Here is a 17,632-nt window from a genome sequence, read left to right as displayed (position 1 = left end):
ACTTACTTGCCGTGTGGGTTACGAGTATCTTCACCCGTATGTAAGTTACGCATTAGAAGACCGTATTCTAGATCCACATTTGCAGGTACTGGAATGAAAACAAAGTGGCCATTGCCTTTTGCTTCTTCAACCGCTTCACTCTTACGGTTTTCCATTACATCTAGAGTCAGTGTTAGGTTACCTTGTGGTGTCATGATCTCAACAGAGTCACCTAGTAGGAATTTATTCTTAACATCAACTTCAGCTAAATCACCGCGACGTTTACCTGTGAATTCACCAACGAATTGTTGAGAATCAGAGATAGAGTAACCGTAATCGTAGTTTTGGTATGCATCGTGTGTGTGACGACGTAGGAAACCTTCTGTGTAGCCACGGTGAGCTAGGCTTTCTAGCGTACCCATTAGGCTTTCATCAAATGGTTTACCTGCAACGGCATCATCAATCGCTTTACGGTAAACTTGAGCTGTACGAGCACAGTAGTAGAAAGACTTAGTACGACCTTCAATTTTAAGAGAGTGAACACCCATTTTAGTTAGACGCTCAACGTGTTGGATTGCACGAAGATCTTTAGAGTTCATGATGTAAGTACCATGCTCATCTTCAAATGCAGCCATTTTCTCTTCAGGACGGTGAGATTCAGAAAGAAGAACTACCTCGTCTGTTGGTTTACCTAAGCCTAGAGTGTTGTCTGGACGTTCGTTTTGAACTTCAACGTCTTGGATCTCAACACCAGTTGGATTAGCTTCAACGATTTGACCATTTTCGTCTTCTTTTGCTGCTTCTGTTTTGTATTCCCAGCGACATGCATTAGTACATGTACCTTGGTTAGGGTCACGCTTGTTCATGTAGCCAGATAGCAGACAACGACCTGAGTACGCCATGCATAATGCACCGTGTACGAAAATTTCTAATTCAGTATCAGGGCAGTGTTCACGGATCTCTTCAATTTCTTCTAGTGACAATTCACGAGATAAGATCACACGCTCAACACCTTGAGTAGCCCAGAACTTAACCGTAGCCCAGTTTACAGCATTTGCTTGTACTGAAAGGTGGATAGGCATTTCAGGGAATGCTTCACGAACCATCATGATTAAACCAGGATCTGACATGATTAGAGCATCTGGGCCCATATCAACAACTGGTTTTAAGTCACGAATGAAGGTTTTTAACTTTGAGTTGTGCGGCTGAATATTACATACCACATACAGTTTTTTACCTAATGCGTGCGCTTCATTAATACCGATTTGCAGATTTTCATGGTTGAATTCGTTGTTACGAACACGAAGGCTGTAACGTGGTTGGCCTGCATATACCGCATCTGCACCGTAGGCAAACGCATAACGCATATTTTTAAGGCTGCCCGCAGGCGAAAGTAGTTCTGGTTTAAACATGATTGCTTCCCAATTTTAGTATTCTGATCTCAAGTCAGTTCATATCACTGAAGATATGAAGGAGGCCGGATTTTACATGGAAAGTGAGGGAAGTGCTAGGGTTGAGGAAGAACCTTATAAATATTTACTTATGATTCAAGCCTACTTATTTGTACATGATTAATTAACGTATGTTTTTTATAGGCTATGGTTAGTTGTCAAAAATATATTGTTTTAGATTTAGGCTAAATTGATCTTTCTACTTAATCTTTTGTGTCGTGTTACGCTCTATAAATTGAACGGGGATCATTAACTTAACTAAGCTGGTATTTCGCTCTTGAATCTGATTAACCACAATTTTTACTGATTCACGAGCAAGTCGTTTGAAATCTTGCTTGAAAGTCGTGAGCTGGTAGTTTAACCATTGGGCTTGTGGAATATCATCAAAACCAATAACTTGAAGATCTTCTGGAATTCGAAGATTGAATTCTAAGCGTGCAATATCCATTACAGCCATAGCTAAATTATCTGTCGCACAGAAAATCGCTTGAGGTTGTGTCGATTCTAAAAAGAGAGCTCGAATAGTGTCAAGTGAATCAAGATAATCATAATCAGCTTCAATAACACGAGCTTGTTTGCCGGTCAGCTCTTCGAATTCTGAGCAAAAACCTGCTTCGCGTTCACCGTTGGTGTAAGTAGGCACGTTGCCCGTTAAGTAAACAACTGATTTCGTTCCTACATGATAAAAGTGTTGAGCTGCGAGTTGGCCTGCTGCGTAATTATCGCTAACCACATGACTACTCTTAGTATCTTTAACTACACGTGCATATTGAACTATTGGGATATTGAATTCTTCACATTCTTCATAAAGAGATTTGTTAAATGTAGCAGATGCAGCAATGACACCATCAACACGATATTGGAAGATGTTAGGAATAGAATGGTTATCGTTATCGTCTATTTGCCAAGGAATAAGTACTGCTGAATATCCTTGCTTTTGTAACTCAGTAGAAATGAGTTGAAGGGTTTTCATATGAATTGGGTAGTCAGCATCAGGGAAAACTAAACCAATCAACTTAGATTCATTAGTCGTAAGGCTTCTTGCAAATGCGTTAGGACGATAGTTTAATGCTTTTGCGGCTTCAAATACCTTCTGTTTAGTTTTTTCAGATACAGAACTACCCGGGATAAATACACGAGAAACGGTAGATTGAGAAACGCCAGCTAATTTAGCGACATCTTTTGAAGTTACTGTTTGTTTTGGTGAATTCATAGAGCATGCTTTTTAGCCAAGTAAACTGTTTACAGGATATCATGAATGGGTAGGTATTCAATAAAGCAATGCTTAGAATGTTATGAAAATTAAGGATATAAATACTATTTATTGAACAGTTAATTATTGGTAGATGTACTTGCTAGGAGAAGAAAAGATCCTCCTAGCAAGTCATAGCCCCAAAGTAAGGTCTTACTTTGAATACTACCGTTTGTTTTTATTTTTCGGTTTAAATAATTTGTTCTACAGGGTTGGGTTCATGATGGTAGAAGTACGTTCAAATACGTCTAAGCCTTGTTGTTTTAGCCAGAAAGGAAGGTCGATTAGTACCCAGTTCTCAGATAGTTTGTCGCCGTCACGGTAGTAAACATCAACCACTTGCATGTCTGCACGAACTTCGCCACCAGTCATACCAAGGAAGCCACCTGTTGGCGTATTTGACAGGTTTGGCCAACCGAAGAAGCAAGAGAAGTTGCCTTCAGCGAAACGACAAACGTGACCATTAAACTTCTTGTCTTTTAGGTTATTACGGAAAGGAAGTTGGTGTTGCTTCTGGTAACGAGGAATGGTGTAAGATGCACCGATACCACAAGGACCGTACCAGATCATATCTTTAGACCAGCTTTTCTCTAGCACTTCAGGTGGGCAACCCATAGCGCCACTGTCGTTAAGTGCAGATAGGTCATCAACCATTTTGTTCACTAGAGCAAGCGTAGCAACGCCTTCTTCTGGCGCTGCATCTTCAAACAGTAGGCCGTCGTGGTTACGTGGGCCAGGGTATACGAAGTGCTTACCTGTTGACGGTGGTAGTGGGTAGCAATCCGCTTGGTCCATCATGCCTAGTAGGTCTAGGAATAGACCTGTCTTAGTGATTTTGCCGTCAACAACACAGTTAAATTCTGCGTAGCGAACGTTCATGATTTTTCCTGTAGGGCGCATGCCTAGGTATTCAGCGTCGAATAGTCCCATGAAATGACCCATGCTCATTACCCAAATTTCATCTGGGTTGATTTCGTTGTTACCGCCGATGAAGATGTCTTGACGACGCTGCATGCGAGTCATTGATTTCATCATTGGAACCCAGAATACGTCAGCTGCCGCTTGAGCGCCTTCTTGCTCACGGAATGGGTAAACACCGCGCCACAAGTAATCTTCAGAAGTGTGTGCTTTTAGTACTTCAGCAACGTTCTCATGAGTTGCGTTTTCCATTGCATCAAAGTATTCGCGAACAATGCGTTTAGCTTCTTGATATTTAGACATAATTCATTCTCTTTTTGTTGTCGAGTCAACATTCGGAACAGGACTCGATTTGGATTTTGTTACCGGCTGACTGTTCAGCCGGAATAGTGTTTATTCGTTGTCTTGAAAGACCTTTAGCGAAAGGGGATTAAGCCTTAGCTGCTTCCGCTTTTTTGCTCTTGTCGAAGATGCCGCCTTTCAATGTTTCTGGTAGAGATAGCCACAGTAGACCAGCTACAATCCATACGATTGGTGAGCCCCACATTGCTGTTGCAAGGTCGCTGTGCTCTTGGATGAATACCAACACCATTGGTGCCCACATACCGATGATACGACCACCGTGGAATAGAGCTGCACCGAAGCTACGTAGGTGAGCTGGGAACAGTTCTGAGAAGTAGCCACCCCATACCGCTGAAGCTGATAGGCCGAAGTTGTAGATAAGACCTAGGATAGCCAGCATGTTAAGGCTGCCGATCATCACGTCGCTCGGAGCTACGAAGAATACTGAAGCCATAACACCTGCAAGGATGAAACCGAATGCGTTTACCTTTCGACCGTATTTATCCGCGATTGCACCCCACACCCAAGCACCGAATAGAGAGCCGAATGCCGAGATAGAGAAGATGATACCGATAGTTGCACCGTCAAATTGACGAACTTCTTTTAGATATGTTGTCACGAAGCCAGAGAAAAATTGATAGCCATAGAAGTTAAGACCAGCCAGTAATAGACAAGTGATGGTTAGCTTGCGGTATGGTGCGCTAAGCATCTCGCCCCAAGAACCTTTCTTCGAAGGTGCATTTGATGCTTCAGCTTCTGCTTGATCTTCTTCACCGTAAGCGATCACTTTTTTGTCGCTTGGAAGAATAAAGACCATCAGTGCAGCAGCTACTAAAGGAGGTATACCACCAACCCACATTAGGCTCTGCCAAGGAGCATCAATGCTTGAGATAAACGCTGCGTAGGCACCCATTGCCATCAGGGCAACTGAGAACATAGAAGAAGCGAATGCTGTTAACTTACCGCGAACCGTTGGCGTGAATAGGCCGATCATTAGACTTACTGCTACCGTGAAGTAACCACCTAAAGAAATACCTATGATGAAACGCATGGCTGCCCACATTGCGTAGTCAGTAAACATCATGTTGATGATGGTTGCGCCGCCGTTTAGTGCAGTGATGACAATAAGAGTTGATTTCTTACCAAAGTTTGATGCCACCCATGCACAGCTTAGGGCACCAATAAGTGCACCAACGGACTGCCATGTATAGAATTGAGCGGTATCCGCTAAGCTAATACCGTCATATGCTTCAATGATGTATGGGCGTACGTAGTCAATAATTACAAAGTTGTAACAATAAAAAAAGTAGCCTACTAAAATTGCAAGGTAAGCAGCTACCCTTTGAACTACAGGAACCTCACTCATGTGTTTTTTTGTATTCATGAATAATAAGCCTTTGTTTTATATGAAATATGTTTGGTTTTTATTGCAGTGTAGTACTTATTATTAGTTAGCACGCCACCTTTATATCTCGAAAGATAATAGAGTTTTTTTGGTTAAAAGATCCGTGATCAATGTCGAATTTAAAATGAATGCGTACCCATTTGGTTATTTTTGGTGATCTTGATCTCATTGGTGCGTGATTTACATTTATACAACTATTTTTAACGTTATTTATTTATCTTAGTGACAATACTCACACTTGCAGGGAGTTTTTAAAGGAAAATATCCAATCTTGAGTAATATTAGCAGTGCATAATATAATAAACGGAATCTAAAAATGGTTACGTACTCAAGCTTTGTTGTTATTGCTCTTTATGTGCTAGCTACCATATTTATCAGTTACTTAGTTAATAATCGCTATAGCGCTAGTGGCGATTTTTCAACAGGTGGAAAACAATTTGGCTGGTTTACGGCAGGTGTGTCGATCCTAGCAACTTATATTAGTGCTATGACGTTCGTGGGTATGCCTGGCTGGGTTTATAGCTCTGGCATGGAAGCGATGAGCGTTCATTTAAACTATCCGATAGTGATCTTCTTCGCTGTGGTTTTCTTTGTTCCAGTTTTTTACAAACTTGGCTTAACCTCAATTTATGAATATCTAGAGTTCCGTTTTGGCGTTGTTGCTCGCACGATCAACTCTATCGTATTCATTGTTGTGCAGTGTATTTCTGCGGGGGTAATTTTGTATGCGGTGGCATTGATTTTGGTACAAGTGTTACCTATTGGTATTTCAGAGGCAATTATCTACATCACTCTATTTACCGCTCTGTATACTTATGCCGGCGGTATCTCAACGGTTATATGGACAGATATGCTGCAGTCGGCAGTGCTAATTATCGGTAGCATTGCGATCTTTTGTTTATTGCTGATAAAGATTGATGCTGGAGAGGTGTTGTCTCCAGAGCATTTAAATATTATCGATCTCGACTTTGATTTGGGCGTAGACACTACATTATGGGCGGGGGTGGTAGCGGTAAGCTTCTTGCACTTGAGTGTATACGGTACTAACCAACTGATTATCCAAAGAACATTAGCGACTAAAAACGTTAAAACCGCTCAAAAATCCATGCTGCTTTGCGGTTATGGTGCATTCTTTATCTATCTGTTTTTTGCTGTAATGGGGGTGTTATTAAGCATCTTTTATCAAGATCATAGTTTTGAAAACAGTAATGAAGTTATTCTCGATTTCGTGTTTAACCACACTAATCCAATAATTGTTGGATTGGTGATCTCTGCGTTATCGGCGGCAGCAATGTCTACATTGGATTCAACCTACAATTCAATGGCAACCGTTGCGACATTCGATTTCTATAAACGCTTTTTCCGCAAATCTGCTTCTGATGCACATTATGAATCAGTGGCAAGAAAGATGAGTCTTGTTGCCGCGGCTTCGGTTGTTGTTCCTGCCTTGCTTGCAGTATCTAATGAGTCGGTACTTAAAACCATTGCTAGTCTAACCTCCATTTTTGTTGGTATTCGTCTAGGGTCATTCCTTCTTGGTTTATTCTTCAAAAAAGCAAATGAAAAAGGAGTGATAGTAGGTAGTATTGGTAGCGTAGTTGTGGTGTTTATTGCTAAATATAGTGGTATTGCTTGGCCGTGGTTTGCTTTGATTGGTACGGTTGCTTTTTTAGTTTTAGGTGTTGTTGTGAGTTGCTTTTGGGGAGAGGTGACACAACAGCAAAATGAATTTATAGATAAGCAAAAAGATTTGTTCGCTAAGCCAACCGTAAGTCACTACGGTTTGTTGGTGTTTGCTAGTGTGACGATTGCTGCTTGTATTGTTATACCTGATTGGCTTTATGCTGTTCTTTCTTAGGTGAAAACAAACTAAGTGGTTTAGCTTGTTATTTTTATTATATAGAAAAAGTAAGTGCCAATTAAGTGATTTACTTATTTGGCACTATCAACTTTTACTCTTTCTCTTCAATGCCACCAAGTGCTTTGAAAAGATCAGGTAGAAGTGCATCAAGCTCAGAACTCATTAGAGAGAAATCTGCATCAAAGCGTGCAGCTTTGTCTTCAAAACCAATATCTTCGTTTTGATCTTTAATTTCATCGCTGAATTTTAAACGTTTTAGAGACAGGTCATCGGCAAGGATAAACTCTAAACGTTCTTGCCAAGTTAGCGCTAATTTTGTAACTACTTTGTTCGCATCAATGTGAGCATGGATCTCATCACATACAAGTTCTTGTTGTTTACAACGGATCACGCCGCCATCTTCTAAAATTGCTTTTAGTTCGGCTTCTTCACCCATTTCAAAGCCTTGAGGGCAAGTGCCTGTTTTCACCCATTCCGTTAATGCATTCTCAATTGGTTGAGTCGATGTTAGAGGAACAACAGGTAGACTACCAATAGATTTACGAAGTAGTGCTAAAACGTCTTCTGCTTTTTTGTAACTGCCAGCATCGATAATGATAAAGCCAGATTCAGGGAGGATTAACGCATACGTTTGTTGGTGTTTGCTGAATGCGCGAGGAAGCAAATCAACCACGATATCGTCTTTAATTGCGTCTTTTTCTTTTTTCTTTAGTGGGCGACTTTGTTCTGCTTCAAGCGCATCAATTTTTGCATTCATTGACTCTTTAATGACAGATGCAGGAAGCATTTTTTCTTCTTTCTTGGCACAGATAAGAATATTATTGCTTGCTACGTGAGTCAGCATATCACCGTGTCGGCCCATTGCTGTCACCCAGCCAAATTTTTGCATATCTTGGCTGCCACATGGCGTGAAACGAAAATCGTTCAGTTGTTTTTCAAGTTGTTCTGGATTGAGGTCAATCTCTTTAGTAAAACGATAAATTAAACAATTTTTAAACCACATCATGATGCTGAATTCCTATCTTTTTTTAGTGTGCCTATGATATGAAATTTTGAACAATTATGCTTGTAGAGTTTTTAGGATCTTAAATAAATCCCTACGAAGTGACTTTTCATTGCATAGAATATGAACTTTTCTTTTCAATAGTCACAAAAGTGTCATAATTAGCTTTAATAATAGCTTCACAATTTTTGTTGGTTAACTTAGGTAAAAGAGAATGGCTAGAAGGATCCTTGTTGTAGAAGATGAAGCACCAATTCGTGAAATGTTGTGTTTTGTACTAGAGCAAAAAGGTTATGAACCTATCGAAGCAGAAGATTATGACTCTGCGCTATCCCTACTTTGTGAACCTTATCCTGATCTAATCTTGCTAGATTGGATGCTACCTGGTGGTTCAGGCATTAATTTAATAAAACACCTTAAGCGTGATGAGTTTACAAAAAAGATCCCTGTGGTCATGTTAACCGCTCGTGGTGAAGAAGAAGACAAGGTTCGTGGCCTAGAAGTGGGCGCGGATGATTACATCACCAAACCATTTTCACCAAAGGAATTAATGGCACGTTTAAAAGCGGTAATTCGTCGTGTCTCTCCAACATCAATCGAAGAGCTGATTGATGTACAAGGTCTTAAACTTGATCCTGTATCTCATCGTGTGACGGCAAATGATAAGCCGCTAGATATGGGACCGACTGAGTTTAAAATGCTGCATTTCTTTATGACACACCAAGAACGTGTATACAGTCGTGAACAGTTATTAAATAACGTATGGGGCACGAATGTGTATGTAGAAGATAGAACGGTAGATGTTCATATTCGTCGTTTACGTAAAGCGTTGGAAGTAGAAGGTCATGATCGTTTAGTTCAAACGGTTCGTGGTGCGGGCTATCGCTTCTCTGTACAAGCGTCATAATTTAATTTTTGTAAGGTATAAAGGTAATGGTTGAGCGTCTTTCATGGAAAAAATTGATTGGAGAATTGGTTTTTTTCTATGTTCCTTGGGTTATTGTAGGGTATCTATTTGATGCGCTATGGCCATTGCTGTTCCTTGCCTCCTTTATTTTATTAATTTGGCATCTTCATAACCAAATTAAGATGTCACGTTGGTTACATGAAGGCCGAAAGGCGACACCTCCATCAGCATCTGGTAGTTGGGAACCTATTTTTGATGAGACGTATCGTCTGCAAAAAAGACATAAGAAGCGTCGCAAAGAGTTATCCGGTTTGATCCGTCGATTCCGTCAAGGTGCAGAAGCCTTACCCGATGCAGTAGTGGTTTTTCGCCACGAAGGAAATATCGTTTGGTGTAACACATTAGCACAATCTCTTCTTGGTTTCCGTTGGCCTGATGATTCTGGTCAACCGATCACTAACTTAATTAGAACGCCTGATTTTGTGCAGTATTTGATGGATCAACATTTTGATTTTCCATTGGATATGAAATCACCAATCAATAGTGATAAAACGTTAGAAATACGTATTGCACCATACAGTGATGGTGAATATTTAATGGTGGTACGTGACGTTTCTCAAATTAAGCAACTTGAAGGTATGCGTCGTAACTTCTTTGCTAACGTATCTCATGAATTACGTACACCAATGACGGTTCTTCGCGGTTATTTGGAAATGTCGGAAGATCCTGACATGTTAGTTGGGCCTATGTGGAATCGTGCGCATGGTGTAATGACTGAGCAACTGTCTCGTATGGAAGGCTTAGTCGAACAACTATTAACCTTATCTAAAATAGAAGCAGCAGCAACATCAATGCTAGAAGATCGTGTAGATGTTCCTTCAATGTTGGATATTTTAGAGAAAGAAGCCGTAGCGCTAAGCGGCGAAAGAAATCATAAAATCACCTTTAATGTTGATCATAATCTCAAAGTTAAAGGCGATGAAGATCAATTACGTAGTGCTATTTCAAATTTAGTGTATAACGCCGTAAAACACACAACAGATGGTGCTGAAATTATTGTTGATTGGCAATCAACATTCAGTGGTGCTGAGTTAAAAGTTACGATAGTGGACAAGGAATAGAGCCGCAGCATATTCCTCGTTTGACGGAACGTTTCTATCGTGTAGATAAAGCACGTTCTAGAGAAACAGGTGGTAGTGGATTAGGGCTAGCAATTGTTAAGCATGCGCTTAGTCATCATGACTCTCAGCTTGAAATAAAAAGTAAGTTAGGAAAAGGCAGTACTTTCTCATTTACATTACCTAAAAAACTCATTCTTTAAGTAAGTACAGAATCATGATTAATATGCAAAGTAGAATTACAAAGTGGTTTAAGGGATTCTTCCCTGTGGGATTACTTTGGTTGTGCTTTGCAAATAATGGTTTGGCTTATGATGGGAAACTTGCTCCTTATGAGAGAGTGTCGGGTATTTCTGGCAATTTATCTTCAATTGGTTCTGATACGTTAGCAAATATGATGACGCTATGGGCTGAAGATTTTCAACGTATTTACCCTAGAGTTCATATACAAATTCAAGCATCAGGTTCTTCGACCGCAGCGCCAGCTCTTATTGAAAGTACTGCGCAATTTGGACCCATGAGCCGAAAAATGCGGCAAAGCGAAAAAGCCGCATTTGAAAGACAATTTGGTTATCCTCCAACTGAAATCCGAGTCGCAATTGATGCCCTCGGAATTTTTGTTCATCAGGATAACCCAATTAAAGGACTCAATTTTTCTCAGCTTGATGCTATCTTTTCTGCCACTTTGCGTTGTGGTGCTTTAAAGTCGATCAGCCGCTGGCAAGAGCTTGGGATACATACCAGTTGGGCAAAACATCGAATTCAGCTATTTGGTCGAAACTCAGTCTCTGGCACCTATGGATACTTTAAAAATAACGCACTATGTAATGGTGATTTTAAAGTTAACGTTAATGAGCAACCAGGTTCAGCTTCTGTGGTTCAAGGAATTTCAGCCTCTTTAAATGGTATTGGTTACTCTGGTGTTGGTTATCAAATGTCAGGGGTAAAACTCTTACCTATAAGTAGAATTGGAACCGATTATATTGAACCAACCACAGACAATATTATTAACGGGCAATACCCATTAGCGCGTTTCTTATATATTTACATAAATAAACCGCCAACCGCAAAGTTGCCCCTCTTGATGCTGAGTTTATTCGCTATATGTTATCTAGAGAAGGGCAAGATAGGGTTGAGCAAGATGGCTATATTGCTTTGCCTGAACGATTTGTTTTACAAGAATTATCTAAATTAGATTTGCACTAATATGAAACTTGGCCGATTTAAGTCGGTTGATTTTGTTTGTCATTATAGTGTCACTCCTATAATGAAGAATACATTTTATCCACATTATAAAAATAGAGGTTAACCCATCATGGCATACGCCAAACCTAATCAGAGAGCTCGAGATAAACAGCGTCGTGTTGTTGATCTGATTATGCGTGTCTGGGTTAAGTCTAGTGGGGTTGGGATCATTGCAGCCCTTTTGCTTATTTGTTTTTATTTATTGGCGGTGATCTCTCCTATCTTCACCTCTGTTAATGTTGAGCCAATAAATCAATATAAAACAAAGTACACTCACGCCACTCTTGCTATCGGCTCTGATGAGCAAGGTAAAATGGTTTATCGTATTGATGAATCAGGAAAAGTGCAGTTTATTGATCTTCTTAATAAACGACAGGTGAGTGAGCAGCAAATAATAAGTAATCCAACCGCCTTTACCACGACAATTGAAAGCCAAGATTGGTTTGCATTTGGTGATGAAAAAGGTCGTGTTCAATTTGCTCAAATTGGATTTCAAACAAATTATTCCAAAGGAAATCGTCAACTTATTCCTTATGTAGAGTCATTTGTTCCTTTCCCTTCACTTCAACTTGATGAAGATAAGAAAGCCTTGACCCAGCTAGCATTAAGTTTGACTCCGAATGAGGGGGTGGTATTAGGGAAAACAGAAGATAATCGTCTTCTTGGTTTAGAGTTAGATGCCAGTATAAATCAGATGACGGGTGAGACACTTTGGGAAGCAATTCCTATTCACTTTAATGGAACAAATAAAGTGAAGAATTTATTATCTATGGTGATCACTCCAAATAATGATTTTCTTTATTTACTGTACCAACATGAATTGCAAGTGTGGAGCTTAAATGATCATCAGGCTTCATTACGTGAAAGTATCCCTTTGAAAGAATCGGCACAAAAACTCACGTTATTAGCTGGTGCTCATTCGGTACTTGTTCAGTTTGATAATGGCAGCTTTTCTCAATGGTTCGATACCATTAATAATGAAAAACGTTCACTCACTTTAATTAGGACGTTTAATTTTGATGCACCTATCGAGTTACTTTCTCCTGAAGTTTACCGGAAAGGGGTAAGTGTGATTGATGAAAAAGGCAATTTAACGTTAATTCATACTACGACCGAAAAAGCATTATTTACTCAGCATGTATTTAATGATTCTGTTTTGGCGGCGACACAACCACCCAATGGTGAAAAATTAATTGTACTGACTCAATCTGGATGGCAGTGTTTTAACGTCACAAACCCTCACCCAGAAGTCAGTATGCAATCTGTTTTTGGAAAGGTGTGGTATGAAGGCTACCCAGAACCTGCTTATATTTGGCAATCAACAGCTGCAAACGATGACTTTGAATCAAAATTTAGTTTAATGCCTTTGGCGTTTGGTACATTAAAGGCGGCGTTTTATGCGTTGATTTTTGCTGGGCCTATTGCCATTGGCAGTGCGATTTATACCGCCTATTTTATGTCTGCCAATGTGCGTCGTTATGTAAAACCAACCATTGAAATTATGGAAGCGTTACCGACAGTTATTATTGGGTTATTAGCTGGTATTTGGTTAGCCCCGATAGTCGAAAATAACTTAATTGCGGTCTTTAGTATATTGGTGTTCTTCCCATTTAGTATGATTATTATCGCGTTTGTATGGCACATTTTACCTGCTCATATTATGCGTAAGTTGCCTCGTGGGCAGCATGCTATTTTATTAATACCGGCACTGATTGTTATAGGTTATTTTACTTTTCAATATGGTTATGTAATTGAAGATTGGTTGTTTGGCGGTGATTTACGTAATTATTTAGGTGATAAAGGCGTTGCGTACGATCAAAGGAATGCGCTAGTTGTTGGCATTGCAATGGGAGCGGCAATCATTCCAACTATTTATACTATTGCTGAAGATGCTATTTTTTCTGTACCAAAACATTTATCTGAAGGATCATTAGCTTTAGGGGCAACTCAGTGGCAAACGCTAACTAAAGTTGTGTTATTAACTGCAAGTCCTGGTATTTTTTCTGCTGTGATGATGGGGCTAGGTCGTGCTGTTGGCGAAACCATGATTGTATTAATGGCCACGGGAACACCCCAATTATGGATGGTAATATTTTAGAGGGCATGAGAACGCTGGCTGCAAATATTGCTATTGAAATGCCTGAATCGGAAATGGGTAGTACGCATTTTAGAATGTTGTTTTTAGCTGCATTTTTATTGTTTGTTTTCACCTTTTTTGTTAACTCATTGGCGGAATGGATCCGCCAAGGGTTACGTGAAAAGTATCGTAGTTTGTAGGTGTATCTGAATGAAAATAAAAATGAAAACATGGATTAAATCAGGTTCACCATGGATATGGCTTACAGCAGGGTCCGTAAGTATCAGTATGATCTCGGTACTCGGGATATTATTGCTTATTGGTTGGAAAGGCCTCTCTTATTTTTGGCCAACGCCATTACAGCAATGGCAAACTGTTGATGGTAAGGTCATTGTTGGTCAGTTATATGATGTACAAAAAGTACATGATGCGAATGCAGATAAAAAAGAACGATTAGTTATTAAGGTCGGTAATCGAGATATTAATGGTTTCGATTTTATTAATATCGATCAAGACCAAATTAAAACCGTGAGTAAACCTGATGAATTGGTTGTTGTCGATCGAGTTCAGCATGGTAAGTATTTCGGTAAAATTGTAGAAACATCAAATGGTCTTGAATTAAATCGACAGCAAGTAGAGTCTTGGGTTCGTAGTGAAAAGGCGAAAATCGATTTGCTTGAGCAAGAAAGATATAAACTTTATCGTTTATTAGATGCTCTGCCAAAATCAACACTCTCTAAAGATGAAATATTAATTAAAGAAAAAGCATTGAACAATGAAGTTAATGCCATTTCAAAGCAATTGAGTCATAGTTATTTAGTACTAGAAGATAGCCAAGGTTCTCGTTATCAATTAAGCAGTGATAATGTATTGGATATTTGGTTTCCAAATGCAATGACGGTTAAAGAGAAAGTATATCATTGGCTTGAGTCTGTTTATGAATTTGTATCCGAACCTCCGCGAGAAGCAAACTCTGAGGGCGGAGTATTTCCTGCAATATTTGGCACTATTTTATTAGTGTTGTTAATGTCGGTGATTGTCATGCCTCTAGGGGTAATCGCAGCCATATATTTACATGAATACGCAAACCAAATGTATTAACTCGATTGATCCGTATCGCTGTAATTAACTTAGCAGGTGTACCATCAATTGTTTATGGTGTATTTGGATTAGGCTTTTTGTTTATGTGGTGGGGGGAACTCTTGATCAATTGTTCTATTCTAATGAATTACCAACCCCAACATTTGGTACACCTGGTTTATTGTGGTCAGCATTAACATTAGCAATATTAACCTTACCGGTTGTGATTGTTGCCACTGAGGAAGGGTTAAGTCGTATTCCAAACTCGGTTCGACATGGTTCACTGGCATTAGGTGCTACACAGTTTGAAACTTTATGGAAGATCGTTTTACCTATGGCAAGTCCAGCTATCATGACTGGATTAATTTTAGCGGTTGCTCGTGCAGCTGGAGAAGTTGCCCCTTTAATGTTGGTTGGTGTTGTTAAATTAGCGCCGTCTTTACCTGTTGATAGTGTCGCACCATATTTGCATTTAGATAGAAAATTCATGCATCTTGGTTATCATATTTATGATGTGGGCTTTCAAAGTCCAAATGTAGAAGCTGCTCGTCCAATTGTGTATGCAACGGCTTTTTTACTTGTCACAGTGATCATCGGATTAAACCTTGCGGCTATTGCTATTCGTAATAACTTACGAGAAAAATACCGAACTTTGGAGTTATAGTTATATGTATTCATTATCTCCTGATCTTTCTTTTCTATCACCGATGGATGTTAATCACCTGTCTGATGAGAATACCGCGATAGAAATTAATAATCTTTGCTTAAATTATGACAAGACATCGGCACTATCAAATATAGATATGCGAATACCAAAAGGGCAGGTAACGGCTTTCATTGGGCCATCCGGCTGTGGTAAATCAACATTATTACGCTGTATTAATCGAATGAATGATTTGGTAGATAACTGCAAAATTAAAGGTTCAATTAAGCTATTTGGTGATGATATTTATCACCCTGATACGGATATTCCTTCCTTGCGTCGAAGAGTTGGAATGGTATTTCAGCGCCCAAATCCGTTTCCTAAGTCAATTTATGAAAACGTAGTTTACGGTTTACGTTTACAAGGGATTAAAGAAGCGCGAGTATTAGATGAAGCCGTTGAAGAAGCTCTGAAAGCTGCGGCGTTATGGGATGAAGTAAAACATCGTTTACATGAAAATGCATTTGGTCTTTCAGGTGGTCAGCAACAACGTTTAGTTATTGCCAGAGCCATCGCTATTGAGCCTGAAGTGTTATTACTTGATGAACCTACATCAGCTTTGGACCCAATATCAACATTAACTATTGAAGAGCTTATTTACGAATTAAAAAGTAAATATACCGTTGTTATTGTTACACATAACATGCAGCAAGCTGCAAGAGTTAGTGATTACACCGCTTTTATTAACCAAGGTAAGTTAGTGGAATATGGTAATGCAAATACCATTTTTACTTCTCCAATACATAAACAAACAGAAGACTATATTACAGGTCGTTATGGGTAATTTTCCTATGATAGGCCATTTATAAGATAAGGATATATCATGCATCTTGGTCGACATATCTCTGGCCAATTCAATTCTGAGCTTGAAGCGATTCGTACTCATGTTTTAACTATGGGAGGAATGGTAGAGCAACAACTTACTTATGCTTTAGAGGCTTTGCATAATCACGATGCAGAGCTAGCTAAACGTGTCATGCATGAAGATCATAAAGTCAACGCAATGGAAGTTGCTATTGATGAAGCGTGTACCCGCATCATCGCCAAACGTCAGCCTACGGCGAGTGATTTACGCCTTGTAATGGCAATAATTAAAACGATTACTGATTTAGAGCGAATTGGTGATGTAGCATCTCAAATTGCAAAAGTATCACTGGAGAATTTCACGAATAAACAGCATTCGTTATTGGTATCTTTAGAGTCGTTAGGACGTCAATCCGTTAAGATGATGCATTCAGTTTTAGATGCTTATGCTCGTATGGACGTAAAAGCAGCCACTGAAGCGTATAAATTTGATGATAAAATCGACGCAGAATATGAAGCGGTTGTGCGTCAACTAATGACTTATATGATGGAAGACCCAAGCTCAATTCCTAGTGTTATGAAAGTGATGTGGGCCGCTCGCGCTATTGAACGAGTCGGGGACCGTTGCCAGAATATTTGTGAATACATCATTTATTTTGTGAAAGGAAAGGACGTCCGTCATATTGGTGAGCAAAATATTGATGATGTAATTAAATGATTTTTATTCTAGATTTAGGTTAGATAAGCGTTTGACTTAAAAATAGTAATCACATACTAACTTTTTGAACTATGCTTTATTTATTACTTAATACGAGTATATTGTGAGTTATTGCATTTACTGTGCGATTAATAATAGATAAAACAATTGATTCAAAGAATCATAAACTAAGTAATAAAGGAAATATTATGAAAAAGATTTTAGTTGGTACTTGCGCTGCTCTATCTATGGTTTCATCATTTGCGATGGCAGATAGCACTCCTGTTATGTTTTCATCACTTAATGGCTTTAATGCTCCAGCAGCAAGTGAAGTAAAAGGTGTACGTCTAGCTGCTCTTTACGGTAAAACGGGTGATGTAACTGGTGTAGACTTTGCAATCGGTATGTCTGAAAGTGATAACCTAACAGGTGTAAACTTCCCGCTATTTATCGGTGCTAACAAAGTTAACGGTAATATGACTGGTGCATCTTTTGGTCTGTTTAACTGGCACAAAGGTGATGACTTAGGTGCTAACCTAGGTTTTGTTAACCTGACTAATAACGTGAAAGGTGCAAACGTATCAGCAGTTAACTATTCTGAAGGTTACACAATGGTTGATGTTGGTGTTGCTAACCTTTCAAATGACTCTCATGTTCAAGTTGGTTTCTTTAACATGACGTCTGATATTAAAGGGGTTCAAGTAGGTCTTATTAACTGTGCTGAAAATGGTTTCCTACCTTGTTTCCCAATCGTAAACTTTGCGATGTAATTTGATTTAAAATCTAATTA

Annotated in this window: 12 protein-coding genes and 3 pseudogenes; 10 read left to right on the top strand and 5 right to left on the bottom strand. The window is 39.3% G+C overall.

What is annotated here, in order from left to right:
* Positions 1 to 2: 2 nt before the first annotated feature.
* The 4 genes from yegQ to AAFX60_011040 form a co-directional block, all read right to left on the bottom strand.
* A complete protein-coding gene (yegQ, locus tag AAFX60_011055) occupies positions 3 to 1,391 on the bottom strand; it encodes a tRNA 5-hydroxyuridine modification protein YegQ (GenBank protein ID XDF77226.1) in 1,389 nt (462 codons plus the stop codon).
* Positions 1,392 to 1,629: 238 nt separating this feature from the next.
* Positions 1,630 to 2,643 carry a LacI family DNA-binding transcriptional regulator gene (locus AAFX60_011050; protein ID XDF77225.1) on the bottom strand — a complete coding sequence of 338 codons (1,014 nt, stop codon included), beginning with the start codon at positions 2,641 to 2,643 and terminating at the stop codon, positions 1,630 to 1,632.
* A gap of 243 nt (positions 2,644 to 2,886) precedes the next feature.
* A complete protein-coding gene (locus AAFX60_011045; GenBank protein XDF77224.1) occupies positions 2,887 to 3,903 on the bottom strand; it encodes a nuclear transport factor 2 family protein in 1,017 nt (338 codons plus the stop codon).
* 127 nt (positions 3,904 to 4,030) lie between these two features.
* Positions 4,031 to 5,326: an MFS transporter gene (locus tag AAFX60_011040; protein XDF77223.1), complete on the bottom strand. Its 1,296-nt coding sequence runs from the start codon at positions 5,324 to 5,326 to the stop codon at positions 4,031 to 4,033.
* Between the two features lie 337 nt (positions 5,327 to 5,663).
* Here AAFX60_011040 and AAFX60_011035 point away from each other — a divergent pair, with 337 nt between their 5' ends.
* Entirely contained in the window at positions 5,664 to 7,205 is a 1,542-nt protein-coding gene (locus AAFX60_011035) for a sodium/solute symporter (GenBank protein ID XDF77222.1), read from the top strand.
* A 94-nt stretch (positions 7,206 to 7,299) separates the two neighbouring features.
* On the opposite strand, the gene rdgC is transcribed toward AAFX60_011035, so the two are convergent.
* Entirely contained in the window at positions 7,300 to 8,211 is a 912-nt protein-coding gene (gene rdgC, locus AAFX60_011030) for a recombination-associated protein RdgC (protein ID XDF78933.1), read from the bottom strand.
* 214 nt (positions 8,212 to 8,425) lie between these two features.
* On the opposite strand from rdgC, the gene phoB reads away from it, so the two are divergent.
* The 9 genes and pseudogenes from phoB (at position 8,426) to AAFX60_010985 (ending at position 17,612) form a co-directional block, all read left to right on the top strand.
* The gene (gene phoB, locus AAFX60_011025) at positions 8,426 to 9,118 is read left to right on the top strand and encodes a phosphate regulon transcriptional regulator PhoB (protein ID XDF77221.1); all 693 of its coding nucleotides are present in this window, start codon (positions 8,426 to 8,428) and stop codon (positions 9,116 to 9,118) included.
* Positions 9,119 to 9,144: 26 nt separating this feature from the next.
* Positions 9,145 to 10,439 (top strand): annotated as a pseudogene (gene phoR, locus AAFX60_011020) (phosphate regulon sensor histidine kinase PhoR).
* Between the two features lie 14 nt (positions 10,440 to 10,453).
* Positions 10,454 to 11,442 (top strand): annotated as a pseudogene (locus AAFX60_011015) (phosphate ABC transporter substrate-binding protein PstS family protein).
* Positions 11,443 to 11,551: 109 nt separating this feature from the next.
* Positions 11,552 to 13,579 carry an ABC transporter permease subunit gene (locus AAFX60_011010; protein ID XDF77220.1) on the top strand — a complete coding sequence of 676 codons (2,028 nt, stop codon included), beginning with the start codon at positions 11,552 to 11,554 and terminating at the stop codon, positions 13,577 to 13,579.
* Positions 13,561 to 13,758, top strand: coding sequence for a hypothetical protein (locus AAFX60_011005; GenBank protein XDF77219.1), 198 nt, complete (start codon positions 13,561 to 13,563; stop codon positions 13,756 to 13,758). Before AAFX60_011010 ends, AAFX60_011005 begins: the two co-directional genes overlap by 19 nt.
* A gap of 22 nt (positions 13,759 to 13,780) precedes the next feature.
* Positions 13,781 to 15,302, top strand: a pseudogene (gene pstA, locus AAFX60_011000) (phosphate ABC transporter permease PstA).
* Between the two features lie 4 nt (positions 15,303 to 15,306).
* Positions 15,307 to 16,125 (top strand): phosphate ABC transporter ATP-binding protein PstB, encoded by an 819-nt coding sequence (gene pstB, locus AAFX60_010995; protein ID XDF77218.1) that lies wholly within the window; start codon positions 15,307 to 15,309, stop codon positions 16,123 to 16,125.
* Positions 16,126 to 16,164: 39 nt separating this feature from the next.
* Positions 16,165 to 16,863 carry a phosphate signaling complex protein PhoU gene (gene phoU, locus AAFX60_010990; protein ID XDF77217.1) on the top strand — a complete coding sequence of 233 codons (699 nt, stop codon included), beginning with the start codon at positions 16,165 to 16,167 and terminating at the stop codon, positions 16,861 to 16,863.
* Between the two features lie 188 nt (positions 16,864 to 17,051).
* Complete coding sequence (locus AAFX60_010985) at positions 17,052 to 17,612, top strand: phaC PHA synthase (protein XDF77216.1); 561 nt, start codon at positions 17,052 to 17,054, stop codon at positions 17,610 to 17,612.
* The last annotated feature ends 20 nt before the right edge of the window (positions 17,613 to 17,632 follow it).

The sequence above is a fragment of the Aliivibrio fischeri genome (assembly GCA_038993745.2).
Classification (GTDB): domain Bacteria; phylum Pseudomonadota; class Gammaproteobacteria; order Enterobacterales; family Vibrionaceae; genus Aliivibrio; species Aliivibrio fischeri_B.
The sequence above is the reverse complement of the archived record's forward strand: the minus strand, read 5'-3'. Positions and strand labels throughout refer to the sequence as shown.

Bases quoted from the DNA above. Each gene is read 5' to 3' on its own strand.
- AAFX60_011010 (XDF77220.1), top strand. From the start codon at position 11,552: ATGGCATACGCCAAACCTAATCAGAGAGCTCGAGATAAACAGCGTCGT.
- AAFX60_011040 (XDF77223.1), bottom strand. From the start codon at position 5,326: ATGAATACAAAAAAACACATGAGTGAGGTTCCTGTAGTTCAAAGGGTA.
- yegQ (XDF77226.1), bottom strand. From the start codon at position 1,391: ATGTTTAAACCAGAACTACTTTCGCCTGCGGGCAGCCTTAAAAATATG.
- AAFX60_010985 (XDF77216.1), top strand. From the start codon at position 17,052: ATGAAAAAGATTTTAGTTGGTACTTGCGCTGCTCTATCTATGGTTTCA.
- AAFX60_011050 (XDF77225.1), bottom strand. From the start codon at position 2,643: ATGAATTCACCAAAACAAACAGTAACTTCAAAAGATGTCGCTAAATTA.
- rdgC (XDF78933.1), bottom strand. From the start codon at position 8,211: ATGTGGTTTAAAAATTGTTTAATTTATCGTTTTACTAAAGAGATTGAC.
- phoU (XDF77217.1), top strand. From the start codon at position 16,165: ATGCATCTTGGTCGACATATCTCTGGCCAATTCAATTCTGAGCTTGAA.
- pstB (XDF77218.1), top strand. From the start codon at position 15,307: ATGTATTCATTATCTCCTGATCTTTCTTTTCTATCACCGATGGATGTT.
- AAFX60_011035 (XDF77222.1), top strand. From the start codon at position 5,664: ATGGTTACGTACTCAAGCTTTGTTGTTATTGCTCTTTATGTGCTAGCT.
- phoB (XDF77221.1), top strand. From the start codon at position 8,426: ATGGCTAGAAGGATCCTTGTTGTAGAAGATGAAGCACCAATTCGTGAA.
- AAFX60_011005 (XDF77219.1), top strand. From the start codon at position 13,561: ATGGATGGTAATATTTTAGAGGGCATGAGAACGCTGGCTGCAAATATT.
- AAFX60_011045 (XDF77224.1), bottom strand. From the start codon at position 3,903: ATGTCTAAATATCAAGAAGCTAAACGCATTGTTCGCGAATACTTTGAT.